This window comes from Pseudomonas sp. FG86, assembly GCF_057808775.1.
The window spans coordinates 126,389-152,696 of sequence record NZ_JBMDIS010000009.1 but is presented as its reverse complement, the minus strand read 5'-3'; the positions used below and the strand labels follow the sequence as shown (position 1 = coordinate 152,696).

Genomic DNA, 26,308 nt, shown 5'->3' with positions numbered 1-26,308 from the left:
GGCTGCTTCGCAGCCCAACGCGGGGCAAGCCCGCTCGCCACAGTTACAGTGTTCCTCCTTGGCTGACAGGCATTATGGCAAGCCCGCTTGCCACAAAAATGCGTTTCGTCATGCTGCCCGCGTTATCGTTAGCAATCTTCGCAATGTTTGAGTCCTTGTATGCCTGAACTGCACGTCGGCGAACGCCACTGGTCGGTCTCCACCGGCAGCAACCTATTGGATGCCCTGAACCAGGCCGGCGTCGCCGTGCCCTACAGTTGCCGCGCCGGCAGTTGCCATGCATGCCTGGTGCGATGCCAGGGCGACGTCGAGGACAAGCAACCCGACGCCCTCAGCCCGGCACAGCGCCAGGATGGCTGGCGCCTGGCCTGTCAGTGTCAGGTGACGGCGGACTTGCGGGTCGAAGCGTACGATCCGACACGCGACGGTCTGTCGGCCGAAGTGGTAGGCGCTGACTGGCTGAACACGACTGTACTGCGCTTGCGCCTGCAACCGGAGCGCGGCCTGCGCTACCGGGCCGGGCAGCATCTGGTGTTGTGGGCGGGGCAGGTGGCGCGGCCCTACTCCCTGGCCAGCCTGCCCCAGGAAGATCCGTTCTTGGAGTTTCATCTCGAGTGTCGCCAGCCTGGCGCGTTCAGCGATGCCGCTCGGCAGTTGCGTGTCGGGGACCGCCTGCGCCTGGGCGAACTGCGCGGCGGCGCGTTGCAATACGACCCCGCCTGGCAAACCCAGCCGCTGTGGCTGCTGGCATCCGGTACCGGTATGGGCCCGTTGTGGGGCGTGCTGCGCGAGGCGTTGCGCCAGAATCACCAGGGGGCTATCCGCGTGATTCATCTCGCCCATGATGCCAGTGGCCATTACCTGGCCGAACCCCTGGCCGCGCTGGCCGCGCAGCATGCGAACCTGACGGTGGAGCTATGGACCGCGGCGGAGCAAGCCCAGGCATTGGCGCAACTGCGGCTTGTTTCGCGGCAAACTCTGGCCTTACTCTGCGGGCACCCCGCCAACGTCGAGGCCTTCTCCAAGCGCCTGTTCCTGGCGGGATTGCCGCGCAATCAACTGCTGGCCGATGTGTTCCTGCCCCGTGGTTGAGCGCTGAATTCTACAGCCGCGAGACTGACCATGACCGACGCCATCCTGCAGCAGCGCGAACGTGGGTTGCTGACCCTGCAGTTCAACCGCCCCGACAAGAAAAACGCCCTGACCCGAGCCATGTATACGCAGTTGGCCGAAGCGCTGGAGCAGGCTGATGCGGACCCGACCATCAGCGCTGTGTTGATTCAGGGCAGCAACGCGTGTTTTACCGCCGGCAATGACATCGGCGATTTTCTTGAGCTGCCACCCAGCGACCTCGACAGCCCGCCGTTCCACTTCATGAAAAGCCTGCTCAATTGCCGCAAACCCGTGATCGCCGCCGTGGCGGGCGCAGCGGTGGGCATCGGCACGACCCTGCTGCTGCATTGCGACCTGGTATATATCAGCCGGGATGCGCGGTTGCGCATGCCGTTCGTCAACCTGGGGTTGTGTCCGGAGTTTGGCTCCAGCCTGATCCTGCCGCGTCTGTTGGGACATGCGAAGGCGGCTGAACTGTTGCTGTTGGGCGAGGGCTTCAGCGGCGAACAGGCCGTAGCGTGGGGAATTGCCACCGAAGCCTTGGGCAGTGGTGACGCGGCGTTGGCCAAGGCGCGGGACATCGCTGAGCGCTTTGAAACCCTGGCACCGGGGGCGGTGCAGGTGACCAAGCAATTGATGAAGAGTGTGGACCGTGAACAATTGCGGCAAGTGATCGAGGAGGAGGGGGCGTTGTTTGTCCAGCGATTGAAATCACCGGAAGCGATTACGGCGTTGTCGGCGGTTATCGCCAGGCGCTGACAGCTGATGCTGTTTAGACGAATTCATTCTAGAGAACTGTGAGAAATCACAGTGATCTGCGCTGCGCGGTCTCCCTATGCTGGTCACTCATGCATCTGCGCGTTGAACCGTCCTGGAGGCCAGAATGAATGCTCATGACTTTTCCTGGAGAAACGGCAAACCGGGTGCGCTTGATCCCTCGTTTGCCGACCACGGCAGTTGTTTGTTGGACTTTGAAGGGTATGCCCAGAGCATGATCGTCAGCTCGGCGGGGGGCTGGGTTATTGGCTTGCGGCCGGACAAGCATTTCGCTTTGGTGCGCCTTGGGCATACGGGGCAAGTGGTGCCTGACTTCGGTGACAAAGGTTTTGTGTTCGACAGTTTTTCCGACGACCCCTATGACCGCTCTGCCCTTGAGAATGTCGTTGAGCTTGCTGACGGCAAGATATTGGTGCTGGGTTCGGTTTATGAGGACGACAGTCGCCAGTACTTTCCGGCTGCGGCGCGCTACGACGTCCGGGGCCAACTCGACCGTGGCTTTGGGGATGGCGGCAGGATCGTTTTCTGGCAGTTTGACGGGGACGGAGGGAGGGTGGCCGATCGCTCCCAAGCGATCCATGCAGAGCGTGCCGTTCCTCGTGTTGGGCCGTTGCTTCAGGCAAAAGGTGAGGTGATTTTTCATTTCTATGGGTTCGATGGTGGGGCGTCGTATTTGGTCAGCCTTGATGACAAAGGCCAACTGAATAGCCATTTCGGTGGTAAGGGTTTTGTTCGTCTGATCTATGGTCAGCGGCCTTTGCGACTCAGCGCGCTGCTTCGCCAGCATGACGACAAGGTGGTCTTTGCCGGGTATGGCGAGGGCTTCGCCGCTGTGATCGGCCGTATGGAAGGCAATGGTTTTTTGGATAAGGCTTTTGCTGATCAGGGTTTTTATGCGCTGCGGGATAGCGAGGTTCGTGTGGACAGTTTGTTTGCACGAAGCGACAGGACGCTCTTCGCGGCGGGTACGCCTCCACAGGAGCAAGGACGATACCTGGTCTTGCTTAAGCTGGATGCGCAGGGTAAACCAGACTCGACATTTAACGCGGGAAAGGCGTTGCGCGTCGACGTGCCGGGGCTGGAACCCCATCCGCATGCTTTAGCGATTGATCTGGAGGGGCGCTGGTGTCTGGCGGGTGGGTGCTTCCTGGCTGAAGAGCCGAATACCCGATACAGCCTGTTGATTCGCTTTCTTTATACAGGAGCGCTCGATAGCGCTTATGGCAATGGCGACGGGGTGGTGGTCGGTCCTGATGCCGGGGAATTTCTAGCGATGCAACTGGAGCATGATGATCGTGCCGTGGTCGTGGGCCATCGTGGGATCTTTCCCTTCTTCCCGGTGATTGAGCGTCACTTGGCGTAATTATCTGCGTCGGCTAAAACGCAAAAAGCCCCGCCATTCACATGGCGGGGCTTTTGTATTTCAAGCAACCGATCACTCAGACCATTGGGTCGCCAACGTGCAGGATTTTCATGCCGTTGGTGCCGCCGATGGTGTGGTAGCTGTCGCCCTTGGTCAGGATGACCCAGTCGCCTTTCTCGACGACGCCACGCTTGATCAGCTCGTCGATGGCCGCCTGGCTGACTTCGTGCGGCGGCAACGACGCCGGGTCGAACGGTACGGTATACACGCCGCGGAACAAAGCCGCGCGGGCCTGGGTTTCGCGGTGCGGGGAGAACGCGTAGATCGGTACCGAGGAGCGGATGCGTGACATGATCAACGGCGTGTAGCCACTTTCGGTCAGGGCGATGATCGCCTTGACGCCCGGGAAGTGGTTGGCGGTGTACATGGCCGCCAGGGCGATGCTCTGGTCGCAGCTTTCGAAGACCTTGCCGATGCGATGGCTGGAGGTCTTGCTGGTCGGGTGCTTTTCAGCACCGACGCAGATACGCGCCATGGCCTGGACTGCTTCCAGCGGGTACGGGCCTGCGGCACTTTCTGCAGAAAGCATCACGGCGTCGGTGTAGTCGAGCACGGCGTTGGCCACGTCGGACACTTCGGCGCGGGTCGGCATCGGGTTCTGGATCATCGACTCCATCATCTGGGTCGCCACGATCACCGCTTTGTTGTGGCGGCGTGCGTGCAGGATGATCTTCTTCTGGATACCGATCAGCTCGGCGTCACCGATTTCCACGCCCAGGTCGCCACGGGCAACCATTACGGCGTCCGACGCCTTGATCAGGCCGTCGAGGGTTTCGTCGTCGGCCACGGCTTCGGCGCGTTCGATCTTCGCCACCAGCCAGGCGGTACCGCCGGCTTCGTCGCGCAGCTTACGGGCGTATTCCATGTCGGCGGCGTCGCGCGGGAAGGATACGGCGAGGTAATCCACTTCCATTTCGGCGGCGAGCTTGATGTCGGCCTTGTCTTTTTCAGTCAGGGCCGGGGCGGTCAGGCCACCGCCGCGACGGTTGATGCCCTTGTGGTCGGACAGCGGGCCGCCGATGATCACGGTGCAGTTCAGCTCGGTGACGGAAGCGGTGTCGACGCGCATGACCACACGGCCGTCATCCAGCAGCAGTTCGTCGCCGACGCCGCAGTCCTTGACCAGGTCCGGGTAGTCGATACCGACGACTTCCTGGGTACCTTCGGTCAGCGGGTGGCTGGTGGAGAAGGTGAACTTGTCACCGATCTTCAGCTCGATCCGCTTGTTGGCGAATTTGGCGATACGAATTTTCGGGCCTTGCAGGTCACCCAGCAATGCGACGAAGCGGCCATGCTTGGCGGCCAGGTCTCGCACCAGCTTGGCGCGAGCCTTGTGCTCGTCCGGAGTGCCGTGGGAGAAGTTCAGACGGGCAACGTCCAAACCAGCCAGAATCAGCTGTTCGAGGACTTCCGGCGAGTTGCTGGCCGGGCCAAGGGTGGCGACGATTTTGGTACGACGGACGGACATGCACAGACTCCTGAGTTCAAGCGCTGAGGAAGGCTACTATGCTCTTTGGTTGTAGTCATTGTTCGTTTGCACTACTTATCGGCCATTCGCTTGTTTTCGCTTCGATTGAATAAATGAACATCCTTGAAGATTTTCGACCAGGGGTCGATACACTGCACAAGACAGGAGAACCCCCATGCGAATTTTGCTCATTGCTGCCCTGGCCGTCAGCGTTATCGGCTGCACCCGCTGGTCGATGGACCACCATTTGAACAACGCCTACCGTGCGTACGGGGTCGGTGACTGCGAACGCGTGACCCTGGAATTGTCCCAGGTCGACCGTGAAAGCCGTACCCGCCGCTATGTGCAACCTGAGGTCTCGATGTTGCGCGGGCAATGCCTGGAGCGGCAGAAGCTGTTTGTCGATGCGGTGCAGACCTATCAGTTCATCATTAATCAGTACCCGTCCAGTGAGTACGCTTATCGGGCCCGTGCCCGGCTCGATACCCTGCAGCAACTCGGGCATTACCCCGGCGCGAGCGTTGCGCAGCCACGTCCGGCCTCGTTGTGATGATATTTGTCATTCTATAGCTGGCCCGTCGCCAGTCTTGGGCTATTCTTTGAATGTCCGTTTGTACAAGTTTGTACTCATACGGATGGAATGCTTGGGATTGGCAGCTGTAGAGTGACAAGGCGCTTGCTGTTGTCGCACCGATTCCCAGGGAGAGCGGCCTTAATGGGGCGTTCCGAATCACTGGTAAGGCCAGAGTCATGGCCAATGGATGGCGATTTCATCATGTTTACCGACCGACGTATTGAGCGACATCAGTTGTCTTGTTTCCTGCAAGTGTTTAACCGAGTGACGGACAAACCCATTGGCTACTTGGGTAACGTGTCCGAAGATGGGCTGATGTTGATCAGCCAATTGCCGATGATGGTCGACGTAGAGTTCGAGCTGCGCTTGAAGATTCCTGCGGCTGGCGGCGATTTTCAGGCCATTGACCTCACAGCCACCTGTTTATGGAGCCATGAGGACGTCAACCCGCAGCACTACGATTCCGGGTTCAGCGTGGTTGAAGCGTCGCCAGAGTACGGCCTACTGATCAACGCCTTATTTCAGTACTTCAGTTTCGATCCCTTGCAGGCTTCTGCCTAAACGTTACTTGCTGCAAGCCCGGCTTAGGTCGGGCTATCCATGTTGGGGTGTGTGACATTCACAGGACGCCGGCTTTTTTCCAGCCCAGGTAACGTGTCACCAAGGCCGGCCCCAGCCCTGAGGGTGGTGTATCCAGTACCGATAACCCGTGGGCGCTCAAGCGTTCGTGCAGTTCGTCCCTTTTATTCAGGTAGTCGACGGTGCCGCTGTAGGCCAGCGCTTCGGGCAAGGTTTGCACCGGCGACTGGCGCAATTGGTCGAGTACGTCTTCGCGCAGGCTGGCGACCATCACCCGGTGCTGTCGGCCGATGCGCTTGACCGCTGTCAGTAATGCCTCATCGTCCTCATCCCGCAGGTTGGTCACCACAATGACCAATGCCCGACGTTTTTGCCGCGCCAGTAACTGACTGGCTGCGGCCTCGTAATCGGCTGTGCGTCGGGTGGTGTCCAGGTCGTATACGGCGTTGAGCAACAGGTTCAACTGGCCGGTGCCCTTGACGGGGGCCAGGTAGCGCGGCTGGTCGCAGGCAAAGGTACACAGGCCCACCGCATCGCCCTGGCGCAAGGCGACATAACTGAGCAGCAGGCAGGCGTTGAGTGCGTGATCGAAGTGGGACAGTTCGGCATCCTGGCTGCGCATGCGTCGGCCACAATCGAGCATGAACACGATCTGCTGGTCGCGCTCGTCCTGGTATTCCCGGGCAATCGGCGTGCGTTGGCGCGCGGTGGCCTTCCAGTCGATCTGCCGCAGGCTGTCGCCCTCGCGGAACTCGCGCAACTGGTGAAACTCCAGGCCCAACCCCCGTCGCTGGCGTTGACGCACTCCCAGTTGGCTCAGCCAGTTATCCACACCCAATAGCTGGGCGCCATACAGGCGGGCGAAATCCGGGTAGACGCGGGTGGCATCGCTGGCTTGGGTAAAGCGTCGTGCGGCCCACAGCCCCAAGGGGCTGGGCAGCTGTATCTCGCATTGACTGAAACTGAAATGGCCGCGCCGCAAAGGGCGTAGGCGATAGCCCAATTCACTGCATTCGCCCGGGCGCAGTTCGATGGACTGGGGCATATTCTCCACACTCAAGCCGTCGGGGACGTGATCGAACACCTGTACGGTCAGCGGCTGTGGGTAATCATGGTCGAGCTTCAGGCGTACTTCTCCCCAGCGGCCCAGCGCCAGGCTGCCTGGCATCTGCCGTTGTACCCGCACGGAGGGGCGGCGGTGCAGGCGAGCTGCGTCCAGTAGTGCCAGCAGCAACAGTGCCAGCAGCAGGCCCCAGGCGACTGAATGCAGGCTGGTGGGTAGCTTGAGCTGCAACGCTGCCGCCGTACCCAGCAGGATATTCAAGCCCAGCAGCACGCCGAGCCAGCTCAACAGCAGACGAGTCGGCTTCATGGACGGCTCATTGGCGAGGCGCCGGAATCTGGTCCAGCAGTTGCTTGAGCACCTGGTCCACCTCCAGTCCGTCGATATCCAGTTCGGGAGCGATACGAACCCGGTGGCGCAGCACCGCCAAGGCGCAGCCCTTGATGTCGTCCGGGGTGACGAACTCGCCCCCGCGCAGCAGGGCTCGGGCACGGGCACCGCGTACCAGGGCAATGGAGGCGCGCGGACCTGCACCGATGGTCAGCCCCGGCCAACTGCGGGTGGCCCGGGCCAGGCGCACGGCGTAGTCCAGCACTTGCTCGTCCAGCGCCAGCTCACTGGCTATCTGCTGCAACTTCAGTACATCCCCGGCTTGCAGCACGACTCGCAGCGGTTGGACATCCAGCATGTCGGCCCGGGACGAACGCGTGACTTCGCGCACCATGTCCAGTTCCTGCCGGGAGTCGGGATAGTCCATGCGTACCTTGAGCATGAAGCGATCCAGTTCGGCCTCGGGCAGCGGGTAGGTGCCTTCCTGCTCGATGGGGTTCTGGGTCGCCAACACCATGAACGGCTGGCCGATCGGCAAGGCCTCGCCCTCAAGGGTGACTTGGCGTTCCTGCATGGCTTCGAGCAGCGCTGCCTGGGTCTTGGCTGGCGCGCGGTTGATTTCATCGGCCAGCAGCAAGTGGGTAAACAGCGGCCCCTTGCGCAGTTTGAATTGTTCGGTGTGCAGGTCGTACACGGCATGGCCGGTGACATCGCTGGGCATCAGGTCCGGCGTGAACTGGATACGTGCGAAATCGCCGCCAAAGCAACGGGCCAGGGCCCGCACCAGCAAGGTCTTGCCCAGCCCGGGTACGCCTTCAAGCAGCACATGGCCACCGGCGATCAGCGCAGTGAGTACGTCATCGATTACCTGATCCTGGCCGATGACCGCCTTGCGCAGTTCAATGCGCAGGGACTGGGCCTGCTGGCTGGCGAGTTGCAGGGTTTCGCTGGTCAGGGCCGTGGCCGTTGGAAAGTCGCTCATAGGGCATTCCTGAGAGTTTGCAGGCATGCCACCTGACGGCTGAAATCGGCGCTGGAAAGCCGTTTTGCCGAAAGTGGGCCGAGGGCCTGATTGATGACGTGGGAGGGTTGGCGTGTCAGGTGTTCAAGGACCCGCCACTGTTCTTCGGTGTCGAGGTGTTCAAAACCGGGGTGGCGGTGCCGGGCGGCGCGCAGGATATCGCGCTGCAAGGCACGGAGCAGCGTGCCTTGGCCGTTGCGCCGCATGAGGAAATCGGCGCTGGCCTTCAAGTGCTCCTGCAATTGTCGGCGAGCCTTGGGGGCGGGCGCCTGGATCGGCCCCTGGCGCATGCCGGCGTGCCAGAGTGCCAGGATGAGCAGCGCGGCGAGTGCGACCAGGGCCTGGGGGAAATGGCGCAGCAGCAGGGTGAACAGATCGTCCACGTCGCTGTTGAACAGCAAGGTCACGTCAGTGCCCTGGTTCAGGTACCACAGCAGCCAGGCGTTATCGTGCTTGCCGATGTTCGCGTTGTTCCACAGGTCACTGTCAGTGACCACCGTCACATTGCCTTGCCCGAGGTCGAGTTGCATCAGGTGGCTGGACCTGGCGCTGTTGGCGGAAAACTGCGCGACATGCCTGGGGTCGGTGAGATTGAAGTCGGTATCGAAGCTGAAATAGGCCGGAGCGGTTTCATTGTCGACATAGAGCTTGGTCAGGTCCGGCGTTTTCTTCTTGGGGGCCGGGGAGGGGGCTTCAGGGTCATCGCTCAATGTCTGGTGGATGTGCAGGCGATCGAGCAGCCAGTCACCGCTCTTACCGGTCTCTTCATCCCACAGTGCTTCGGCGACCACCAGCAGGTGCCCGCCGGACCTGGCCCACGCCAGCAGTTGATCCACCTGGCGTGGGGTCATGTTGCTGCGCTCACCTAGCAACAACAGGCTGTGGCCCTTGGCTGGCAAGTCGTCAAGCCGATCAAGGCCGTTGGCATGCCCCACCGACAGGCCTTGCTGGCGCAGGAAATGCTCGGCTGCCAGGTAGGGATTGGCCAGCGCCTCCGGCGATGGACCGCGATCCACTACTTGCTCATACGGGATAGCCTTCTGCCACGCGTACAAGCCGCCCGCTCCCAACAGGCATGCCAGCAGCAGCCCCACCCACAATAACGGTTGTTTCATCATGCGGCCCCCGCGTTGAACAGGGCGCGCCAATCTCGGCACAGTTGCTGTTGTGCCAAGGCCGGTGGGAGGCGATGACCATAGGCGAGGTTCTGCCAATGACGGGTCAGATCATCGCTGAAGGCCAGCAGTTGCGGTTGTTGCAACTGATGAATGCGAGCCAGGACCTGGCCCTCGGTGTCTGCGCTTTTCAGCGGCAGGTCGAAGTCGTGCAATAACCGACTGAGCAGGCCGCGATACAGCAGGCCAAGGGCTTCCCGTGGTTGGGTGGCCCAGAGTTGTTCGGCGGTAGCGGCGATATCGTCTGGCAAGGTTTCGGTGGCCAGTTCCAGGCCGAATAATTGCGACGGCACCGGCCTGGTGATTTCAGGCTTGAGTGGCACTTGCCGGCTGACAAACGTGCGCAGCCAATCACGATAGCGCCAGATCAGCAAGGCCACGCTACCTGCCAGCAAGCTCCATAGCAGCACTTCCAGGGCTTGGGCGACGGGCTTGAAGGTATCGCTGTTGAGATTGTCCAGCAGCGCCTGGAGCCAGGCCGGCAGCTTGCCGTCGCCGTGCTCTTTGTTTTTGACGATGGGTTTATCCTCGCCAAAACGGTAGTGGGTGACGGTTTCCGGGTTCTTGAAGGGGGGCACGTCCAGCAGCGCCTTGATCGATTGGCTGGAGGCCTGGGGCGTCAGTGGCTTGGGTGATATGGGGTTGTCTGCCAGGGCCTGTGGGCTGAACGGCAGCAACATCAGCCCGGCCACCAGCAACAGCAATGGCGCGACACTGCTCAAGCGTTGGCGCAGGCGGCGGAATACCAGCTCCAGGTCCCAGGCCTCCAGCACGGTGCGGCGGTTGAGATAGAGGCTGAAGCCGCAAGCGATGTAGATCGGTTCCCAGAACACCAGGATCAGCGCATAGAAGGCGTTGCCCAGGTGCTCCAGCCATAGCCCTTCTGAATCGCCCGCCAGCGCCAGGCGTTGCCAGTCCCAGGCCAGTTCAAGCTGCTGTGGAATCAATAGATAGAACAGCGCCATGCAGCCAAACCAGAGACCAATCTCCAGATGCACGCCTAGGATGGTCAACCAGCGTGCGGCCCCGGCGTTGTGTTGCTGCAATACACCCAGGCGTTTTTGGCGTGCCGGGCCATCCAGGCCTTCGAGTTGGCTAACCGGCATCACAAAGCTGCGGCTCAGGCTGAACCGCCGCCAGGTCAGGCTGGCCAGCAACTGGCCCTTGAGCAGTCGCGGCCATTGGCGCACGGCCTGCTTGAGGCTGGGCGTCTCGCCAAACAAGGTTTTGGACAGGATATGCAATGGCAGGCGGTCGAAGGCGGGCTTTAACCACCAGAACAGGAATATGGCCGTGGACGGGGATTGCCACAGTAGCGCGGTCAACAGGATGAACACCGGGAGGGTGACGATGGCCCAACTGGCCATTAACAACAGGCGGTGTTCCCGGGCCATTAATACGCCAAGGTCCATGGCTTCCCAGGTCGTACGGGGACGAATCACGACGCTGGCATCACTCAGGCGCATGATGAGTCCGTCCGGCAAGGATCAGGTAGGCGGCCACCAGTAGCCAGAGCCCGGCACCAACCAGGTATTTCACCCAGTGAGCGACCGAGGTAATGGATGACCAGTAGGCTTCGATAAAGGCTGCGATCAGCAGGAAGGCCATGACACCGCAGAGCATCTGCACGCTTTTGTGCGCTGCCAGCCGCAGGGCCTCGCCACGGGTCAACCGGCCGGGAGCGATCAGCGCCCAGCCCAACTGCAAGCCCGCCGCGCCGGCCAGGGCAATGGCGCTGAGTTCGAATGCGCCATGGCCGATGACGAATGACCAGAAAGTCTGGCCATAGCCGATTTCAGTGAGGTGCCCGGAGACGGCACCGATGATCAGGCCGTTGAAAATCAGGAAGAACACGCTGCCCAGCCCGAACAGCAAGCCGGCGGCAAAGGTCTGGAAGGCGATGCCGATGTTATGCATCACGTAGTAGCCGAACATCATCCAGTCTTCACTGGAGGCGCGGTCGGCGACGCGGCCCAGGCGACTGGCATCGGGGTCGTACATGCTTTGCATCTCGGCCACCTGCTGGGGGCTGACGATGCTGTAGATCAGCTCGGGGAACAGGTACACCAGCAGCGCGATACCCACCAGGCTGCCGAAAAACAGCAGGCTGGCGATCAATACGAAACGCCATTGTTCACGCACCAGCCGAGGGAAGTCGGCCAGGACGAAACTCAACAGGTTAGCCCCCAACTGGCTGCGATGGCGGTACAACTGTTGGTGGCCGCGCAGTGCCAGCTGTTGCAACGGGTCCACCAGGTAGCTGCTGTAGCCACGCTCCTGGGCCAGGGCGAGATGTTGGCACAAGCGTCGATATTGATGAGGGAAGTCGGCCACATCACCGGCCTTGGCGTTGCCTTGCTCCAACTGCTTCAGTTGCTCGGCGAAGGCTTGCCATTGTGCTTGATGACGACTTTCGAACAGGCTCTGCTTCATGTCGGCCCCAGTAAGCCACGCGCCACGCCATTGAGCTGCTCCACGGCGCGAGCCGGGGATACTTGCAGGGGCGTTGCAAGGATTGAGGCCAGTTCGTGTACCCGCTCAGCCGACAGTTGGCCCTGGCGTTCCGCGAAACCCAGGATCGCACGTTGTTCGCTGAGCTCCAGGGCGAAGGGCAGGCGCAGGGCCGCCGCCGGGGGCACCTGTGGACGAGCCAGGGGGTGTTCACGGTAGATCACCAGCGTGCCGCCGGCCAGGTCGCCCAGTCGTTTGAAATGAGGATGTTGCAGGCAACTGATGGCGCCGAGAAAGTAACCGAAAGGCAACATGTCGACAAAGCGCAGCAGGTTGCGGATAAGCGAAGCGGACCAGCCAACAGGCGTGCCGTCGTCCTGTACCACGCGCAGGCCCATGACTTGCTTGCCGGGGGAGCAGCCCTGGTTGAGAACTTCAAACAGCACCATGTACCACCAACTGACCAGGAACAGCAGCAGCGAACCCAGGCCTATGCCGATATTGCCGAGCAGGGCCAAAGGCACCAGCAGGATGCCCATGAACAGCCCGCGCACGCCCAGGTCGAAGGCAAAGGCCAGCGCGCGTGGCAGCAGGCCGGCCGGGCGCAAGGGCAGGTCGATGCCCTCCGGGGTCTCGATCTGGTAACGGGTATCCAATGGGGCTGATGGCATCGCGATCCTTGGCAGTGCAGGGCAGTTGGAAGACACGGATGCTAGCAGTGTCGGCGGTGGAAGCAACCATTCAAGGTTTTTCTGGGTGTTTGTACCGTTAAGGTAGCGCTGGCCCCGAACGCCTTGCAGCGCCTAGACTTTGTCGATCTTCAGCACAGGAACAGCCCGTGACCTCCATTTTCTGGTACGACTATGAAACCACCGGCATCAACCCGCGCAGCGATCGCCCCCTTCAGGTAGCGGGTATCCGCACTGACCTCGACCTCAATGAGGTTGGCGCACCGGTCAACCTGTATTGCCGACCCAGTGACGATATCCTGCCTCACCCGGCGGCCTGCGCCATTACCGGCATTACCCCGGGCATCCTGGCGCAAAAGGGCTTGGCCGAAGCCGACTTCATGACTCGGGTGCATGCAGAACTGGCGGCTCCCGGCACCTGTGGCGCTGGTTACAACACCCTGCGCTTTGACGATGAGATGACGCGCTACAGCCTCTATCGCAACTTTTTCGACCCCTATGCGCGTGAATGGCAGGGCGGGAACAGTCGCTGGGATTTGATCGATGTGGTGCGAACCGCCTATGCGCTGCGCCCGGAAGGGATCACCTGGCCCCAGCAGGATGGGCGTGTCACGCTCAAGCTTGAGCGTTTGACCGAGGCCAATGGCATCGAGCATGGCCAGGCCCATGATGCCTTGTCCGATGTGCGCGCCACCATTGCCCTGGCCCGGCTGGTGCGCGAGAAACAGCCCAAGTTGTACGACTGGCTGTTCCAGCTGCGCAGCAAGCAGCGGGTGATGGACCAGGTGCGCCTGCTGCAACCGATGGTGCATATCTCCGGGCGTTTTTCTGCCGAACGCCATTATCTGGGGGTTGTATTGCCCCTGGCTTGGCACCCGCGCAATCGCAATGCGCTGATCGTCTGCGACCTCGGGCTCGACCCGCAGGGCCTGTTGGACGTGGACGCCGAGACCTTGCGCCAACGCCTCTATACTCGCCGTGATGAACTGGCCGAAGGCGAGTTGCCGGTGCCGCTCAAGTTGTTGCATATCAACCGCTGTCCAGTGGTCGCACCGTTGAACGTGCTGCGTGCCCAAGACCGTGCGCGGCTGCAATTGGATATGGACGCTTATCAGGCGCGTGCGCTGCGGCTAACTGACGCACAGGAAGTTTGGCGCGACAAGTTGGCGGCGATTTACGCGGATGAAGAGTTTGCACCGGTGACCGACCCGGAGCAGCAGCTCTACGATGGTTTTATCGGTGATCGTGATCGTCGTTTATGCGAGCAAGTGCGAGCGGCAGAGCCTGCGCAATTAGCGAGCCAGCAGTGGCCATTTGATGATCAGCGTTTGCCGGAATTATTATTCCGCTACCGAGCGCGTAACTTTCCTGACACCTTGAACAGTGAGGAGCAGCAACGCTGGCAATTCTTCTGTCAGCAACGTTTGAGCGATCCACAATGGGGCGCCCCCAATACCCTGGAAGCATTTAATCAGGCGCGCCAGGAGTTGGCTGTTAGTGCTACGCCGTTTCAATGCCAGGTGCTCGATCAATGGCAGGAGTTTGCCAATGCATTAGCGGCGCGCTTGAAGCTGTAGTCAGCTAATTGCAGAATCTGCAGGCAATAAAAAACGCCAGCAAGCTGGCGTTTTTAATGTGTCGCGTATCAGGCGCAAGCCTGGCAAGGCTTAGCCCAGCAGGGTAGCCCAACCTTCAACCACGTCAGCGCCCCACTTGGCTTTCCACTCTTTCAGCGTCTTGTGGTTGCCGCCTTTGGTTTCAATCACTTCGCCGTTGTGTGGGTTTTTGTATTGCTTGACCTTACGAGCACGCTTGGTGCCGGTAGTTTTTACGGCGCCACGTGGTGCTTTAACTTTCGATTCTGGATCCAGCAGCGCAATGATGTCACGCAGGGATTTGGAGTATTCGCCCATCAGGGTGCGCAGTTTGCCTTCGAATTCCAGCTCGGTTTGCAGCTTGTCGTCTTGGGACAGGTTCTTCAAACGGGCTTGCAGTTCTTTGATAGCTTCTTCGGTGGCACGGTATTCGTTGATCAGAGACATGTGGACTACCTTATGTAGAGCGCTGATTGACAGGGATAGTGGCCCAATAATAGTCAGGCAATTTCATCAAGTAAACATTTAAGAATGCATTTATGTGAATTACTTTGAATGTTTGTGGCAAAGCGATGCAATTGAGTTAATTAGTAGAGGGCACGGCTATAGATAATCTCGTTAATTTCCCTCGCAACTGCACGTGCTTGCCCATGCATCTTCATATAGCAGTGCTAAAACCTTACGCTATTAAGGGCTGTGGCCAGGCCGGGCTGTCAGAATAAGCCTCAAGGAATACTGCAGTTTTTCTGCGTAATCGCTAGAATAGCGGCCTTTGCGAAGTTCTGGAGTTCCCCCCTAATGCGCACTTTTCGGCTGGTGATAGCTTGCCCGGACCGGGTTGGCATCGTTGCCAAAGTCAGTAACTTTCTGGCTTCCCACAACGGCTGGATCACCGAGGCGAGCCATCACTCGGACAATCTCAGCGGTTGGTTCTTCATGCGTCACGAAATTCGTGCCGATACGCTGCCCTTTGGTCTTGAAGCTTTTCGTGAGGCGTTTGCGCCGATCGCCGAAGAGTTTTCGATGACCTGGCGCATCACCGACACCGAGCAGAAAAAACGCGTGGTGCTGATGGCCAGCCGCGAATCCCACTGCCTGGCTGACTTGCTGCACCGCTGGCACAGCGATGAACTGGACTGTGAGATTGCCTGTGTGATCTCCAACCATGACGACCTGCGCAGCATGGTCGAGTGGCATGGCATCCCGTACTACCACGTACCGGTCAACCCACAGGACAAGGAGCCCGCGTTCGCCGAGGTCTCCCGCCTGGTCAAGCAGCATGACGCTGATGTGGTGGTACTGGCGCGCTATATGCAGATCCTGCCACCGGACCTGTGCCGCGAATACGCCGGCAAGGTCATCAATATCCACCACAGCTTCCTGCCGTCGTTCGTCGGTGCCAAGCCTTATCACCAGGCTTCCCTGCGTGGTGTGAAGTTGATTGGCGCAACCTGCCACTACGTGACCGAGGAGCTGGACGCCGGCCCGATCATTGAGCAGGACGTGGTGCGTGTCAGCCATAGCGACAGCATTGAAGACATGGTGCGTTTCGGCCGCGACGTCGAGAAGATGGTGCTGGCCCGTGGCCTGCGTTATCACTTGGAAGACCGCGTGCTGGTGCACGGCAACAAGACGGTCGTGTTCTGATCATCGTGTTTTGATTGAACAAAGAAGGGCCTGGGCGTTAAATCGTCGCAGGCCCTTTTTATTGATCGGCATAAGAGGACAAGCCCATGACCGACCCGCTCGATAAAGCCACATCCAAGGCGCCCGCTACGTTGGGCGAGGGGTGTCTGAGTCGCTATGACCCGGATGCGCTGGATGCCGAGGATGGTACGGACTTCCCAGGGGCTGCCCAGTTATGGGAGCAGTTGCAGGAGCAACCTGCTTACCCTGAAAAAGACGCTTGAGCAGTGGTTTGCCAACCATCAGCACAAACACCGGCCCACCGGCCAACAGATAGAAGTAATAGGTCACCGCCCGCCAGATCAAAATCGCCGCCGCGGCGGTGGATTTGCCCACCATGGGCGCCAGCAAGGCCGCCGACGTCAGTTCCGCCGCGCCGGCACCGCCCGGTAACAGGCTGAATTGCCCCGCCGTCAAAGACAGCATCTGGATCAGGAAGCTCCAGGCCCACTGCACATCGCCGCCCAGCCCGCGTAGCGCCAGGTACAGCACGCTGTAACGCAATAGCCAATGCAGACTGGTCAGCGCGAACACTGCCACCAGTGTGTGCCAAGGCAGTTTCAGCGTGTCACTGAATGCCGCTAGAAAATGCAGCAGCCGGCGTGCCCAGCGCCGCCGTGTCGTGGCCCGAACCTTTAGGGCCTTGAGTGCCAGGCCTATCAGGCGAATCAGGCGCCGATGAAATCGCACCATGAGCAGGCAACTGACAACGCCCCCGGTCATCGATACGGCGCTGAGCCCCAGCAACCATTCCAGGCGTGGATTGAGGCTGTGGAACAGCGCGTACAACGCGATCCCCACCAGCGCACAAAGAAAAAACAGCAAGTCGCTCAACTGGTCCATGGCGAATACCGCGCTGCCGTGGGCCGGGCGTATACCGTGGCGTGCCAGCAAGGCCATCAAGGTCAGCGGCCCACCGCTGCCACCGGGTGTAGCGCACATGGCGAACTCAGTCGAGATCACCACCCCAAGGCATTTAAGTCGCCCCAACCGGCCACGGTGCATGCCCAGCAATAAGCGGATGCGCAGGCTGTTGATCAGCCAGCACAGGACAATCATGACAAACATCAGCAACAGCAGCGGCAAGGGGAATTGCCGAAGGCGCGTTATGGTTTCGCTGCCCCCCAATCCCACGGGAATCACCAGCGCGACCAGCAGGGCGAGCAACAGCCAGATCAATCGGCTCACGGTTGCATCGCCAGCCACGCGGCCTTGGTCAGTGGGATGCGTCCGGCGTTCAACAGGCGTTGCAGGGTGTCCAGCCAATAACGGCGGGAAAACTCATGGCGCATGTCCACCGGGTGTAACCCCAGGCGAATGACCGGGGCTGTTTGCCAGTGTTGCTCACGTCGGTCGCTGAGGACTTTGGACAAGCCACGGCGCCAGGCGCTGCGCCCGCTCCACACCAGCCCCGGCGCATTGAGCGCGGTGAAGTCGGGCAGGCGATACAGGTGCTGCGGGTCGCTGGTGTAGCTCAGGGGTAATTGGCGTAGTGCCTGGCGAGTGCCCTGGCTCATCAGCCAGGCAGGGGCGACGAAGCCCTGCAGCGGCCAGCCATTGCGTTGGAACACCTCGATGCCATCGGTAATACGCTGCAAGGCCTGGACCTGGGGCAGTTGGTAGAACTCGCCTTCATGGGTATAGACCCGGCGCATGAACCACTCTTTTGGCGAGCGCGGTGGCGGTTGATCGTCGCAATGGTAGTAGCCGTGCAACGTCAGTTCATCGCCCTTGGCGACGCGGGTGTCGAGCAACCGTCGGAAATCAGTGTGGGCGGCCAGGGCGTCACGATGATGAAAGTCCGGCACCACCAGCCAGGTCATCGGCACGGCGCCCAAGGCGTCGACAGCTTCGACGAATGGGCGATAGTCGGTCCAGGTGTGCGGCGCGACATCGTGCAGCACCAGTAAAACCGAGCGCTCAACCATGGGCGAGCATCGGTTTGTGGCGGCCCAGCACCGCGTAGTAATGACCCAGCAGGCTATCGACCACCGTGTCCCAGGCGTAATGCTGTTCGACATGGCGTCGTGCCTGCTCCCCCAGGCGCCGACTATCGGTGCCGAACAACTCGCGCACGGCATCGGCCATCGCTTTGGGGTGGTTGGGCGCGCAGAGCAGGCCGCAGCGCTCGTCGACAATCTCAGTGAACGCACCGGCCGCCACGGCAACGACCGGGATACCGCAGGCCATGGCCTCCAGGATCACCAGGCCGAAGGTTTCCTGGTCTCCGGCATGCAGCAGCGCGTCGGCACTGGCCATCAACCGGGCGACATGGAGGGCGGGGCGGAACCCATCGATCACCGTGACGTTGTCCGGTACGCTGGCCGGCATGCCAGAGCCCACTAACAGTAAGTGGTAGCCATCCCCCAGGCGCTTCATGCACTTGAGCAGCACCGGCAGGTTTTTTTCCTTGGAACCTCGCCCGGCGAAGATCAGCAGGCGGGTGTCTTCATCAATCCCCAGTTCGGCGCGCAAGCCGGGGTCGCGCACGGCCGGCGTGAAGGTCTGCAGGTCGACACCCAGCGGCTGCACGAACACATTCCTGACCCCAAGCCCGATGAGCTTGTCGGCCATCACTTGGCTCGGCGCCAATACCCGATCGAAATTGCCGTAGAGCTTGCTGACATACGCCTCGACATTAGGGGTAAACCAAGGCCCCATGCGGTTGCTCACCAGCAGCGGTAAATCGGAATGGTAGAAGCCGATGACCGGCACATCCAGCTGGCGCCGCGCATCCAGTGCCGCCCAGGCGGTCAGGTAGGGATCGCCAACTTCGATCAGATCGGGCTGTAAGTCATGCAGGACATTTCGCCAGGGCGCGAGCCGAAGGGGGAAGCGATAGCCTTTGCCGAAGGGCAGGGCAGGCGCCGGCACCTTGAAGATCCCATCCTGTTCGCTCAAGTGCGCGCCGGGGATCAACAGGCTGTGGCGAATGCCGGGCTTGAGCGCCAGACGCCGATGCTTGGCGTCGAGATAAGTGCGTACGCCACCGCTGGCAGGGGCGTAGAACATGGTTATGTCCGCAATGTGCACGATGAACATCCCTCCTATCCGTTGCTCTCCTAACGTGGACCTGAGGTAAGGATAGATGTTCGATCGAGATTGGGGATGCACGGTGCGATCGAGTTTGAACAGCGTCAGTGTGGGAGAGGGTTCACTCGCGATAGCCGTGGTTCAGTCAATACATCACCGGCTGATACTGCGCTATCGCGAGCGAGAGGGCTGCCTGTCAGATGCGGAAACTACCCACCAGTTGCTTCAGCCGCGCCGCCTGCTGTTCCAGGTCCGAGCACGCGCGCAGGGTTGATTGCAGGTTTTCCACGCCTTCCTGGTTAAGCGTATTGATCTCGGTGATGTCCATGTTGATCGACTCCACGACCGAAGTCTGCTCCTCGGTGGCGGTGGCGACGGACTGGTTCATCCCGTCGATCTCACCGATGCGCTGGGTCACGCTGTTCAAGCGTTCGCCGGCCAGGTTGGCGATTTCCACACTGTCGAGGCTGTGGCGCTGGCTTTCGCTCATGGTGCTGACCGAGTCTCGGGCGCCGATTTGCAGCTCCTCGATCATGGTCTGCACCTGCTGCGCCGACTCTTGGGTGCGATGCGCGAGGTTGCGCACCTCATCGGCGACCACCGCAAACCCGCGTCCGGCTTCCCCGGCACGCGCCGCTTCGATGGCGGCGTTGAGTGCCAGCAGGTTGGTTTGCTGGGAAATACTGGTGATTACCTCAAGAATCTGGCCGATATTCACCGTCTTGCTGTTAAGTGCTTCGATATTGCTGCTTGAGGTACTGATCATCGCGGAAAGCTGGGTCATCGCCTTGATGTTGCGATCAACCACCTGTTGACCGTCTTCGGCCAACTGCCGCGCATCGCTGGCCTGGTTGGATGCTTGCGCAGCGTTGCGGGCGATTTCCTGGGCTGCGGCCCCTAGCTCGTTGATGGCGGCGGCAACGCTGTTGGTACGGTTGGCCTGCTCGTCGGAGTTGACCATTGACGAGTTGGAGGCGCTGACCACCCGCAGGGCCACTTCGTTGACGTGCTCGGTGGCCGAGGACACTTCGCGAATCGATGTATGAATGCGTTCCACGAAGCGGTTGAACGCATTCCCCAGGATACCGAACTCGTCGTGGTTCTGGATGGTCAGCCGGCGGGTCAGGTCACCCTCACCGTCGGCGATGTCCTGCATGGCACGGGTCATCACGTGCAGCGGTTGCATCAAGACGCGAATCAGCATGCCCAGCAGGGCGATGATGATCACCACGGCAATGACGGTAGCGATGACGGCCGAGGTACGGAATTCGCTGAGCATGGCGAAGGATTTGTCTTTATCCACCGAAATACCCAGGTACCAGTTCACCGATGGCAGCCCTTTGATTGGCGTGAAGGTCACGATGTTGTCTTTGCCATTGGCTTGGACCTCACTGAAATCACCGCTGATTTTGGGTGTGTGTGTCGGGTAGACGTCCGCCAGGGTCTTCATCACCAGGTTTTTGTCCGGGTGCACCAACACTTTGCCGTCGGCGCTGACCAGGAACGCATAGCCCATGCCGCCGAAGTTCAAGGCTGCGATGTTGTCCACCAGGGTTTGCAGGCTCAGGTCGCCGCCGACCACGCCGATGCTCTGGCTGCCCTTGGCGCTGGGGGTGGCGATGGAGATGATCAATTGCCCGGTTGCGGCATCGATGTAGGGTTCGGTCAGGGTCGAACCGTTGCTGTTCTGGGCGCCTTTGTACCAGGGGCGAACGCGCGGGTCGAAGCCGTCCGGCATCTTGGTGTCGGGACGGATGGTGAAGGCGCCTTTGCTGTCGCCCACGTAGGTCGCCATGAATGCAGAGGTCAGGGCTTTCTGTTCCAGCAGGCTGGCAACCACGCTTGGTTCGGGATTGATGGCGATGTTTTGCGCAGCGTTTTCCACCAACGCAATGCGCCCGGTGAGCCAGGTTTGAATGTTGCTGGCGGTGACATCGCCCATTTCATGCAGGTAGTTATTCAGGTCGTCGCGAATCGCGTTGCGTTGCAGGTAGTCGTTGTAGAGGGTAAACAGCGCGAAGGCGGCAATGACGATAAGGGAGGCTGCAAGCAGGATTTTATGGCTGAAACGCAGATTTTTATTCATGGCTTGAAGGGTCCGCTAAGGTCTTTATATCCGAAGCGCGTCCTTGTGGGAGGCGCAAAATGGCAGTGTCAAAAAAGGTGTGATACTTCTTGGCGATAGCTCTGTGGGTCCCTGTAGGAACTATCTGACCTATTTTTAGACTTTGTGGGTCTCACATCTGTCTGTATCGACTGGCGGCACGAAAGATTAACCATAGGTGACGAAATGCCTGATTCCTCGCAACTCCTTATTGGTGCCGGTCCCGACGACCAGCCCATCGCCCAGGCCATGCGCCTGGCCAACCGCCACGGGTTGATTGCTGGCGCCACCGGCACGGGCAAGACCGTCACGCTGCAACGCCTGGCCGAGGCGTTCAGTGATGCGGGCGTGGCGGTATTTGCCGCCGATATAAAGGGTGACCTCTGTGGCCTGGGCGCTGCGGCGAACCCGCTGGGCAAGGTGGCCGAACGCATCGCCGGCATGCCCTTTCTTCATTACACGAGCAAGGCGTATCCGGTCACGCTGTGGGACATTCATGGCCAGTCTGGTCATCCCTTGCGCACCACTATCAGCGAAATGGGCCCGCTGTTGCTCGGCAGCCTGCTGGAGTTGACGGACAGCCAGCAGTCGGCGCTCTACGCGGCATTCAAGGTGGCAGATCGCGAAGGCCTGTTGCTGCTGGACCTCAAGGACCTCAAGGCACTGCTCAACCACCTACGCTATCACCCGGAACTGCTGGGGGAAGATGCCGCGCTGATGACCACGGGTTCCAGCCAGGCATTGTTGCGGCGCCTGGCGGTGCTGGAGCAGCAGGGTGCCGAAGCCTTGTTTGGCGAGCCGGCCCTGCAGCTTGAGGATATTTTGCAGCCTGCCAGCGACGGACGCGGACGCATCCATTTGCTGGACGCCAGCCGCCTGGTGCATGACGCGCCGAAGGTCTATGCGACCTTTCTGCTGTGGCTGCTGGCGGAGTTGTTTGAACAGCTGCCGGAGCGCGGCGATGCGGACAAACCGCTGCTGGCGCTGTTTTTTGACGAGGCCCACTTATTATTCGCCGACACGCCCAAGGCCTTGCAGGACCGCCTGGAACAAGTGGTTCGATTGATTCGCTCCAAGGGGGTGGGGGTGTATTTCGTCACCCAATCCCCTGGCGATTTGCCTGATGCGGTGCTGGCGCAACTGGGCCTGCGTATCCAGCATGGGTTGCGTGCGTTCACCACTAAAGAGCAGAAATCCCTGCGAGCGGTGGCGGACGGCTTTCGCCCCAACCCTGCGTTCGATGCCTTGGCGGTCCTGACAGAGCTGGGTACGGGCGAGGCATTGGTGGGCACCTTGCAGGAAAAAGGCACACCGGAAGTCGTCCAACGCGTGTTGGTCGCACCGCCACAATCGCGGATCGGGCCGCTCAGTGAAGGTGAACGTGCCGCCTTGGTCGCCAGTTCGCCGTTGCAAGGCCGTTATGACAAGCCGATTGATCGAGAGTCGGCCTATGAAGTACTGATGGCGCGCAAGGAATTGGGGCCTGCCGAGGCGTCCACGCCTGCAGCCCAGGAGCCGAGCTTTACCGATAAGGCCGGTGCGTTCCTGGGGACCGCGGCGGGCAAGGCGCTCAAGTCCGCCATGCAGCAAGCCGCCAATCAGATGGGGCGGCAATTGGTGCGGGGCTTGTTGGGGTCTTTACTGGGGGGGAGCAAGCGCAAATAACGGATCAGGGCTTGGGCTTGGCATGCGCGGCCAGGCGCTCCAGTGCCGCGCGCAAGCCCGGGTCGCTGATGCCGTCGGCCGTGGCTTGAATGGTCTCGGCCGCGTTCACCGATAAATTGATTGTGTGCCCGACCGCGCCTTGCTGCACGGTTGGCGGTTGCACCTTGAACTGGATCCGCGTCAGGCTGGCGAACTCATCGAAGGCCATCAATTGCCGTTGCAGGCGTTTTTGCTGATAGCGCAGGCGTGTTGCCCAATGGCCATCTGTGACAATTAGCAGCAGGTTGCCTTCGCGCCAGGAGGCCACATGACAGTGTTCCCGCGCGGCAGGTTGCAGTTGGGTTTCAAGCAGGCGTTGCAAATGGCCCAAGCGTTGCGCATGGCCGAAGATGGCTTTCAACGGCTTGGCTTCGCGAAGCAACACGCTGGGCGCGCGGGCTGTAAGAGGGCGAAATGCCATGATCAGACACCTAAAGTAACAGAGCGGCCATCTTAGCAGAATCCGCCCAGGCACCCCCAGGCAATGCATTGGCGAGGCTTTACCCGTGAAATCAATAGATAACTTCTGGGCTCCATGGGTTGAAGTTCCAGCAAAAGCCCTTATTTTAAACAAGCCCTCTCACAGCACCATGCCAGCATCGGGGAACAACGCCACTTTCCTCACCCACGATTCCGGGTAGAATGCGCGTTCGCATGCGGCCGTGAGGGCTGCTCGGGCCACTCACGGTGCGCCCTCCATCCCTATGTGTGGAAGAACCTGCCGATATGTTTGCGCCTTTGTTAAAGAAACTTTTTGGAAGCAAGAATGAGCGCGAAGTCAAACGCATGCTCAAGACGGTGCAGCTGGTCAATGCCTTCGAAGAGCAGATGGTTGCCCTTTCGGACGAGCAATTGCGCGCCAAGACCGAAGAGTTCAAGGCCCGCATAGCCAAAGGTGAAACCCTCGACAAGCTGCTCCCCGAAGCCTTTGCGGTTGCCCGTGAAGCCGGTAAGCGCGTCATGGGCATGCGCCACTTCGACGTCCAGTTGATCGGCGGCATGACCTTGCATGAAGGCATGATTGCCGAAATGCGTACCGGTGAAGGCAAGACCCTGGTGGCGACCCTGGGTGTTTACCTCAACGCACTGTCCGGCAAGGGCGTGCATGTTGTGACGGTGAACGACTACCTGGCCCGCCGGGACGCCAACTGGATGCGCCCGCTGTATGAATTCCTCGGCCTGACCGTCGGTGTCGTGACGCCGTTCCAACCGCCGGAAGAAAAACGCGCGGCCTACGCTGCCGACATCACCTACGGTACCAACAACGAATTCGGCTTCGACTACCTGCGCGACAACATGGCGTTCAGCATGGAAGAAAAATTCCAGCGTGAACTCAACTTTGCCGTCATCGACGAAGTCGACTCCATCCTCATCGACGAAGCCCGTACCCCGCTGATCATCTCCGGCCAGGCCGAAGACAGCTCGCGCCTGTACACCGAGATCAACAAGTTGATCCCGCGCCTGGAGCAGCACATCGAGGAAGTGGAAGGCGTGGTGACCAAAGAAGGTCACTTCACCATCGACGAGAAGACCCGCCAGGTCGAACTCAACGAAGCCGGCCACCAGTTCGTCGAAGACATGCTGACCCAGATCGGCCTGCTGGCCGAGGGCGAAAGCCTGTACTCGGCACACAACCTGGGCCTGTTGACCCACGTGTATGCTGGCCTGCGCGCCCACAAGCTGTTCCATCGCAACGTCGAATACATCGTCCAGGACGGCCAGGTCGTACTGGTTGACGAACACACCGGCCGTACCATGCCGGGTCGTCGTCTGTCCGAAGGCCTGCACCAGGCCATCGAAGCCAAGGAAATGCTCAACATCCAGGCTGAAAGCCAGACGTTGGCGTCCACGACTTTCCAGAACTACTTCCGTCTGTACAACAAGCTGTCCGGCATGACCGGTACCGCCGACACCGAAGCGTTCGAGTTCCACCAGATCTACGGTCTGTCGGTGGTGGTCATTCCGCCGAACAAGCCATTGGCGCGTAAAGACTTCAACGACCTGGTGTTCCTGACCGCCGAAGAGAAATACGCGGCGATCATCAATGACATCAAGGACGGCATGGCCCAGGGTCGTCCGATCCTGGTGGGTACCGCCACCATCGAGACTTCCGAGCATGTGTCCAACCTGCTCAATAAGGAAGGCATCGAGCACAAGGTCCTCAACGCCAAGTTCCACGAAAAAGAAGCCGAGATCATCGCCCAGGCCGGCCGCCCAGGCGCGCTGACCATCGCCACCAACATGGCCGGTCGTGGTACCGACATCCTGTTGGGCGGCAACTGGGAAGTGGAAGTTGCGTCCCTGGACAACCCGACCCCTGAGCAGATCGCCCAGATCAAGGCCGACTGGCAGAAACGCCACCAGGCGGTGCTGGAGTCCGGTGGCCTGCAGGTGATCGCTTCCGAGCGCCACGAGTCGCGCCGTATCGACAACCAGCTGCGTGGTCGTGCCGGTCGTCAGGGTGACGCCGGTTCCAGCCGTTTCTACCTGTCGCTGGAAGACAGCCTGATGCGTATCTTCGCCTCGGATCGGGTGAAGAACTTCATGAAGGCCCTGGGCATGCAGTCCGGTGAAGCGATCGAGCACCGCATGGTGACCAACGCCATCGAGAAGGCCCAGCGCAAGGTAGAAGGTCGTAACTTCGACATTCGTAAGCAACTGCTCGAGTTCGATGACGTCAACAACGAACAGCGTAAAGTGATCTATCACATGCGTAACACGTTGCTGGCCGCCGACAACATTGGCGAGACCATTGCCGATTTCCGCCAGGACGTGCTCAACGCCACCGTCAGCGCGCACATTCCGCCACAGTCCCTGCCTGAGCAGTGGGATGTTGCCGGTCTGGAAGCTGCGTTGAAGAGCGACTTCGGTGTTGACTTGCCGGTCCAGCAATGGCTCGACGAAGACGACCACCTGTACGAGGAAACCCTGCGCGAGAAGCTCATGACCGAGCTGCTGGCCGCGTACAACGAGAAAGAAGAGCAGGCGAGCGCCGAAGCCCTGCGTACTTTCGAAAAACAAATCGTACTGCGCGTGCTGGATGACCTGTGGAAAGACCACCTGTCGACCATGGACCACCTGCGTCATGGCATCCACCTGCGTGGCTATGCCCAGAAGAACCCTAAGCAGGAGTACAAGCGCGAGTCGTTCACGCTGTTCTCCGAGCTGCTGGATTCGATCAAGCGCGATTCGATTCGCGTGTTGTCCCACGTCCAGGTGCGTCGCGAAGATCCGGTCGAGGAAGAAGCTCGCCTGCGCCAGGAAGCGGAGGCCTTGGCTGCGCGCATGCAATTCCAGCATGACGAAGCGCCAGGTCTCGAGGCTCCTGAGGTGTTGGGCGAGGAGGTCGATGTGGCCCTGGCCCAGACCCCCGTGCGCAACGAGCAGAAGCTGGGCCGTAACGAGCTGTGCTGGTGCGGTTCGGGCAAGAAGTTCAAACACTGCCACGGCGAAATCAACTAAGATTTTCGCCTGACGCTGCAACACCCCGCGCCGCGACCGGCATCAGCCGTCGCGGCGTTTT

General features: G+C 60.4%; 22 protein-coding genes and 1 pseudogene. 9 read left to right on the top strand and 14 right to left on the bottom strand.

The features are described 5' to 3' along the window. The first annotated feature begins 159 nt into the window (after positions 1–159). From ACODSV_RS09260 to ACODSV_RS09250, 3 genes are all read left to right on the top strand, one after another. Positions 160–1,092, top strand: a complete 933-nt coding sequence (locus ACODSV_RS09260; RefSeq protein WP_024077181.1) for an iron-sulfur-binding ferredoxin reductase — start codon at positions 160–162, stop codon at positions 1,090–1,092. Positions 1,093–1,122: 30 nt separating this feature from the next. Next, positions 1,123–1,872, top strand: coding sequence for an enoyl-CoA hydratase-related protein (locus tag ACODSV_RS09255; protein WP_150055193.1), 750 nt, complete (start codon positions 1,123–1,125; stop codon positions 1,870–1,872). A 124-nt stretch (positions 1,873–1,996) separates the two neighbouring features. Beyond that, on the top strand, positions 1,997–3,253 hold the full coding sequence (locus ACODSV_RS09250; protein ID WP_150095475.1) for an NHL repeat-containing protein: 1,257 nt from the start codon (positions 1,997–1,999) through the stop codon (positions 3,251–3,253). A gap of 76 nt (positions 3,254–3,329) precedes the next feature. Here the strand turns inward: ACODSV_RS09250 and pyk are convergent, their stop codons facing one another. Then, positions 3,330–4,781, bottom strand: coding sequence for a pyruvate kinase (pyk, locus tag ACODSV_RS09245; RefSeq protein WP_150055195.1), 1,452 nt, complete (start codon positions 4,779–4,781; stop codon positions 3,330–3,332). 175 nt (positions 4,782–4,956) lie between these two features. Between pyk and ACODSV_RS09240 the strand changes: the two genes are divergently transcribed. After that, positions 4,957–5,331 (top strand): tetratricopeptide repeat protein, encoded by a 375-nt coding sequence (locus tag ACODSV_RS09240; RefSeq protein ID WP_150055196.1) that lies wholly within the window; start codon positions 4,957–4,959, stop codon positions 5,329–5,331. A gap of 225 nt (positions 5,332–5,556) precedes the next feature. After that, positions 5,557–5,916, top strand: coding sequence for a PilZ domain-containing protein (locus ACODSV_RS09235; RefSeq protein ID WP_150055197.1), 360 nt, complete (start codon positions 5,557–5,559; stop codon positions 5,914–5,916). A gap of 58 nt (positions 5,917–5,974) precedes the next feature. Here the strand turns inward: ACODSV_RS09235 and ACODSV_RS09230 are convergent, their stop codons facing one another. The 6 genes from ACODSV_RS09230 to ACODSV_RS09205 are packed head-to-tail and all read right to left on the bottom strand — an operon-like array spanning position 5,975 to position 12,645. Then, on the bottom strand, positions 5,975–7,306 hold the full coding sequence (locus ACODSV_RS09230) for a DUF58 domain-containing protein (protein ID WP_150055198.1): 1,332 nt from the start codon (positions 7,304–7,306) through the stop codon (positions 5,975–5,977). 7 nt (positions 7,307–7,313) lie between these two features. Then, positions 7,314–8,309: an AAA family ATPase gene (locus tag ACODSV_RS09225; protein WP_024077175.1), complete on the bottom strand. Its 996-nt coding sequence runs from the start codon at positions 8,307–8,309 to the stop codon at positions 7,314–7,316. After that, positions 8,306–9,463, bottom strand: a complete 1,158-nt coding sequence (locus tag ACODSV_RS09220; RefSeq protein WP_150095389.1) for a DUF4350 domain-containing protein — start codon at positions 9,461–9,463, stop codon at positions 8,306–8,308. The genes ACODSV_RS09225 and ACODSV_RS09220 overlap by 4 nt, the downstream gene beginning before the upstream one ends. Then, positions 9,463–10,989 carry a DUF4129 domain-containing protein gene (locus tag ACODSV_RS09215; protein ID WP_150053894.1) on the bottom strand — a complete coding sequence of 509 codons (1,527 nt, stop codon included), beginning with the start codon at positions 10,987–10,989 and terminating at the stop codon, positions 9,463–9,465. Before ACODSV_RS09215 ends, ACODSV_RS09220 begins: the two co-directional genes overlap by 1 nt. Further along, entirely contained in the window at positions 10,976–11,956 is a 981-nt protein-coding gene (locus ACODSV_RS09210) for a stage II sporulation protein M (RefSeq protein WP_069076921.1), read from the bottom strand. The genes ACODSV_RS09215 and ACODSV_RS09210 overlap by 14 nt, the downstream gene beginning before the upstream one ends. Next, entirely contained in the window at positions 11,953–12,645 is a 693-nt protein-coding gene (locus ACODSV_RS09205; protein ID WP_041161009.1) for an RDD family protein, read from the bottom strand. Before ACODSV_RS09205 ends, ACODSV_RS09210 begins: the two co-directional genes overlap by 4 nt. Before the next feature lie 167 nt (positions 12,646–12,812). On the opposite strand from ACODSV_RS09205, the gene sbcB reads away from it, so the two are divergent. Next, the gene (gene sbcB / locus ACODSV_RS09200; RefSeq protein ID WP_024077170.1) at positions 12,813–14,240 is read left to right on the top strand and encodes an exodeoxyribonuclease I; all 1,428 of its coding nucleotides are present in this window, start codon (positions 12,813–12,815) and stop codon (positions 14,238–14,240) included. 90 nt (positions 14,241–14,330) lie between these two features. Here sbcB and mvaT read toward each other — a convergent pair whose 3' ends face one another. Next, positions 14,331–14,705: a histone-like nucleoid-structuring protein MvaT gene (gene mvaT / locus ACODSV_RS09195; protein ID WP_024077169.1), complete on the bottom strand. Its 375-nt coding sequence runs from the start codon at positions 14,703–14,705 to the stop codon at positions 14,331–14,333. A 351-nt stretch (positions 14,706–15,056) separates the two neighbouring features. Between mvaT and purU the strand changes: the two genes are divergently transcribed. Then, a complete protein-coding gene (gene purU / locus ACODSV_RS09190) occupies positions 15,057–15,905 on the top strand; it encodes a formyltetrahydrofolate deformylase (RefSeq protein ID WP_024077168.1) in 849 nt (282 codons plus the stop codon). A 126-nt stretch (positions 15,906–16,031) separates the two neighbouring features. Here the strand turns inward: purU and gpgF are convergent, their stop codons facing one another. From gpgF to ACODSV_RS09165, 5 genes and pseudogenes are all read right to left on the bottom strand, one after another. After that, a complete protein-coding gene (gene gpgF, locus ACODSV_RS09185; protein WP_024077167.1) occupies positions 16,032–17,132 on the bottom strand; it encodes a glucosaminyl phosphatidylglycerol flippase in 1,101 nt (366 codons plus the stop codon). Next, a complete protein-coding gene (gpgD, locus tag ACODSV_RS09180) occupies positions 17,129–17,872 on the bottom strand; it encodes an N-acetylglucosaminyl phosphatidylglycerol deacetylase (protein WP_150095390.1) in 744 nt (247 codons plus the stop codon). Before gpgD ends, gpgF begins: the two co-directional genes overlap by 4 nt. Then, positions 17,865–18,986 (bottom strand): N-acetylglucosaminyl phosphatidylglycerol synthase, encoded by a 1,122-nt coding sequence (gene gpgS / locus ACODSV_RS09175; protein WP_024077165.1) that lies wholly within the window; start codon positions 18,984–18,986, stop codon positions 17,865–17,867. Before gpgS ends, gpgD begins: the two co-directional genes overlap by 8 nt. 187 nt (positions 18,987–19,173) lie before the next feature. After that, on the bottom strand, positions 19,174–19,938 hold the full coding sequence (locus tag ACODSV_RS09170; protein WP_370531131.1) for a methyl-accepting chemotaxis protein: 765 nt from the start codon (positions 19,936–19,938) through the stop codon (positions 19,174–19,176). Between the two features lie 93 nt (positions 19,939–20,031). Then, positions 20,032–21,063, bottom strand: a pseudogene (locus tag ACODSV_RS09165) (HAMP domain-containing protein); the annotation flags it as partial. Between the two features lie 204 nt (positions 21,064–21,267). Between ACODSV_RS09165 and ACODSV_RS09160 the strand changes: the two are divergent. After that, on the top strand, positions 21,268–22,746 hold the full coding sequence (locus ACODSV_RS09160) for a helicase HerA-like domain-containing protein (protein WP_150055826.1): 1,479 nt from the start codon (positions 21,268–21,270) through the stop codon (positions 22,744–22,746). Between the two features lie 4 nt (positions 22,747–22,750). Here ACODSV_RS09160 and ACODSV_RS09155 read toward each other — a convergent pair whose 3' ends face one another. Continuing rightward, a complete protein-coding gene (locus ACODSV_RS09155; RefSeq protein WP_024077162.1) occupies positions 22,751–23,206 on the bottom strand; it encodes a DUF721 domain-containing protein in 456 nt (151 codons plus the stop codon). A gap of 305 nt (positions 23,207–23,511) precedes the next feature. On the opposite strand from ACODSV_RS09155, the gene secA reads away from it, so the two are divergent. Beyond that, the gene (secA, locus tag ACODSV_RS09150; RefSeq protein WP_150095525.1) at positions 23,512–26,247 is read left to right on the top strand and encodes a preprotein translocase subunit SecA; all 2,736 of its coding nucleotides are present in this window, start codon (positions 23,512–23,514) and stop codon (positions 26,245–26,247) included. The last annotated feature ends 61 nt before the right edge of the window (positions 26,248–26,308 follow it).

What these genes read in the sequence shown, in the direction of transcription:
- ACODSV_RS09260 (WP_024077181.1), top strand. Translation starts at nt 160, where the DNA reads ATGCCTGAACTGCACGTCGGCGAACGCCACTGGTCGGTCTCCACCGGC.
- ACODSV_RS09255 (WP_150055193.1), top strand. Translation starts at nt 1,123, where the DNA reads ATGACCGACGCCATCCTGCAGCAGCGCGAACGTGGGTTGCTGACCCTG.
- ACODSV_RS09250 (WP_150095475.1), top strand. Translation starts at nt 1,997, where the DNA reads ATGAATGCTCATGACTTTTCCTGGAGAAACGGCAAACCGGGTGCGCTT.
- pyk (WP_150055195.1), bottom strand. Translation starts at nt 4,781, where the DNA reads ATGTCCGTCCGTCGTACCAAAATCGTCGCCACCCTTGGCCCGGCCAGC.
- ACODSV_RS09240 (WP_150055196.1), top strand. Translation starts at nt 4,957, where the DNA reads ATGCGAATTTTGCTCATTGCTGCCCTGGCCGTCAGCGTTATCGGCTGC.
- ACODSV_RS09235 (WP_150055197.1), top strand. Translation starts at nt 5,557, where the DNA reads ATGTTTACCGACCGACGTATTGAGCGACATCAGTTGTCTTGTTTCCTG.
- ACODSV_RS09230 (WP_150055198.1), bottom strand. Translation starts at nt 7,306, where the DNA reads ATGAAGCCGACTCGTCTGCTGTTGAGCTGGCTCGGCGTGCTGCTGGGC.
- ACODSV_RS09225 (WP_024077175.1), bottom strand. Translation starts at nt 8,309, where the DNA reads ATGAGCGACTTTCCAACGGCCACGGCCCTGACCAGCGAAACCCTGCAA.
- ACODSV_RS09220 (WP_150095389.1), bottom strand. Translation starts at nt 9,463, where the DNA reads ATGAAACAACCGTTATTGTGGGTGGGGCTGCTGCTGGCATGCCTGTTG.
- ACODSV_RS09215 (WP_150053894.1), bottom strand. Translation starts at nt 10,989, where the DNA reads ATGCGCCTGAGTGATGCCAGCGTCGTGATTCGTCCCCGTACGACCTGG.
- ACODSV_RS09210 (WP_069076921.1), bottom strand. Translation starts at nt 11,956, where the DNA reads ATGAAGCAGAGCCTGTTCGAAAGTCGTCATCAAGCACAATGGCAAGCC.
- ACODSV_RS09205 (WP_041161009.1), bottom strand. Translation starts at nt 12,645, where the DNA reads ATGCCATCAGCCCCATTGGATACCCGTTACCAGATCGAGACCCCGGAG.
- mvaT (WP_024077169.1), bottom strand. Translation starts at nt 14,705, where the DNA reads ATGTCTCTGATCAACGAATACCGTGCCACCGAAGAAGCTATCAAAGAA.
- purU (WP_024077168.1), top strand. Translation starts at nt 15,057, where the DNA reads ATGCGCACTTTTCGGCTGGTGATAGCTTGCCCGGACCGGGTTGGCATC.
- gpgD (WP_150095390.1), bottom strand. Translation starts at nt 17,872, where the DNA reads ATGGTTGAGCGCTCGGTTTTACTGGTGCTGCACGATGTCGCGCCGCAC.
- gpgS (WP_024077165.1), bottom strand. Translation starts at nt 18,986, where the DNA reads ATGTTCATCGTGCACATTGCGGACATAACCATGTTCTACGCCCCTGCC.
- ACODSV_RS09170 (WP_370531131.1), bottom strand. Translation starts at nt 19,938, where the DNA reads ATGGTCAACTCCGACGAGCAGGCCAACCGTACCAACAGCGTTGCCGCC.
- ACODSV_RS09160 (WP_150055826.1), top strand. Translation starts at nt 21,268, where the DNA reads ATGCCTGATTCCTCGCAACTCCTTATTGGTGCCGGTCCCGACGACCAG.
- ACODSV_RS09155 (WP_024077162.1), bottom strand. Translation starts at nt 23,206, where the DNA reads ATGGCATTTCGCCCTCTTACAGCCCGCGCGCCCAGCGTGTTGCTTCGC.
- secA (WP_150095525.1), top strand. Translation starts at nt 23,512, where the DNA reads ATGTTTGCGCCTTTGTTAAAGAAACTTTTTGGAAGCAAGAATGAGCGC.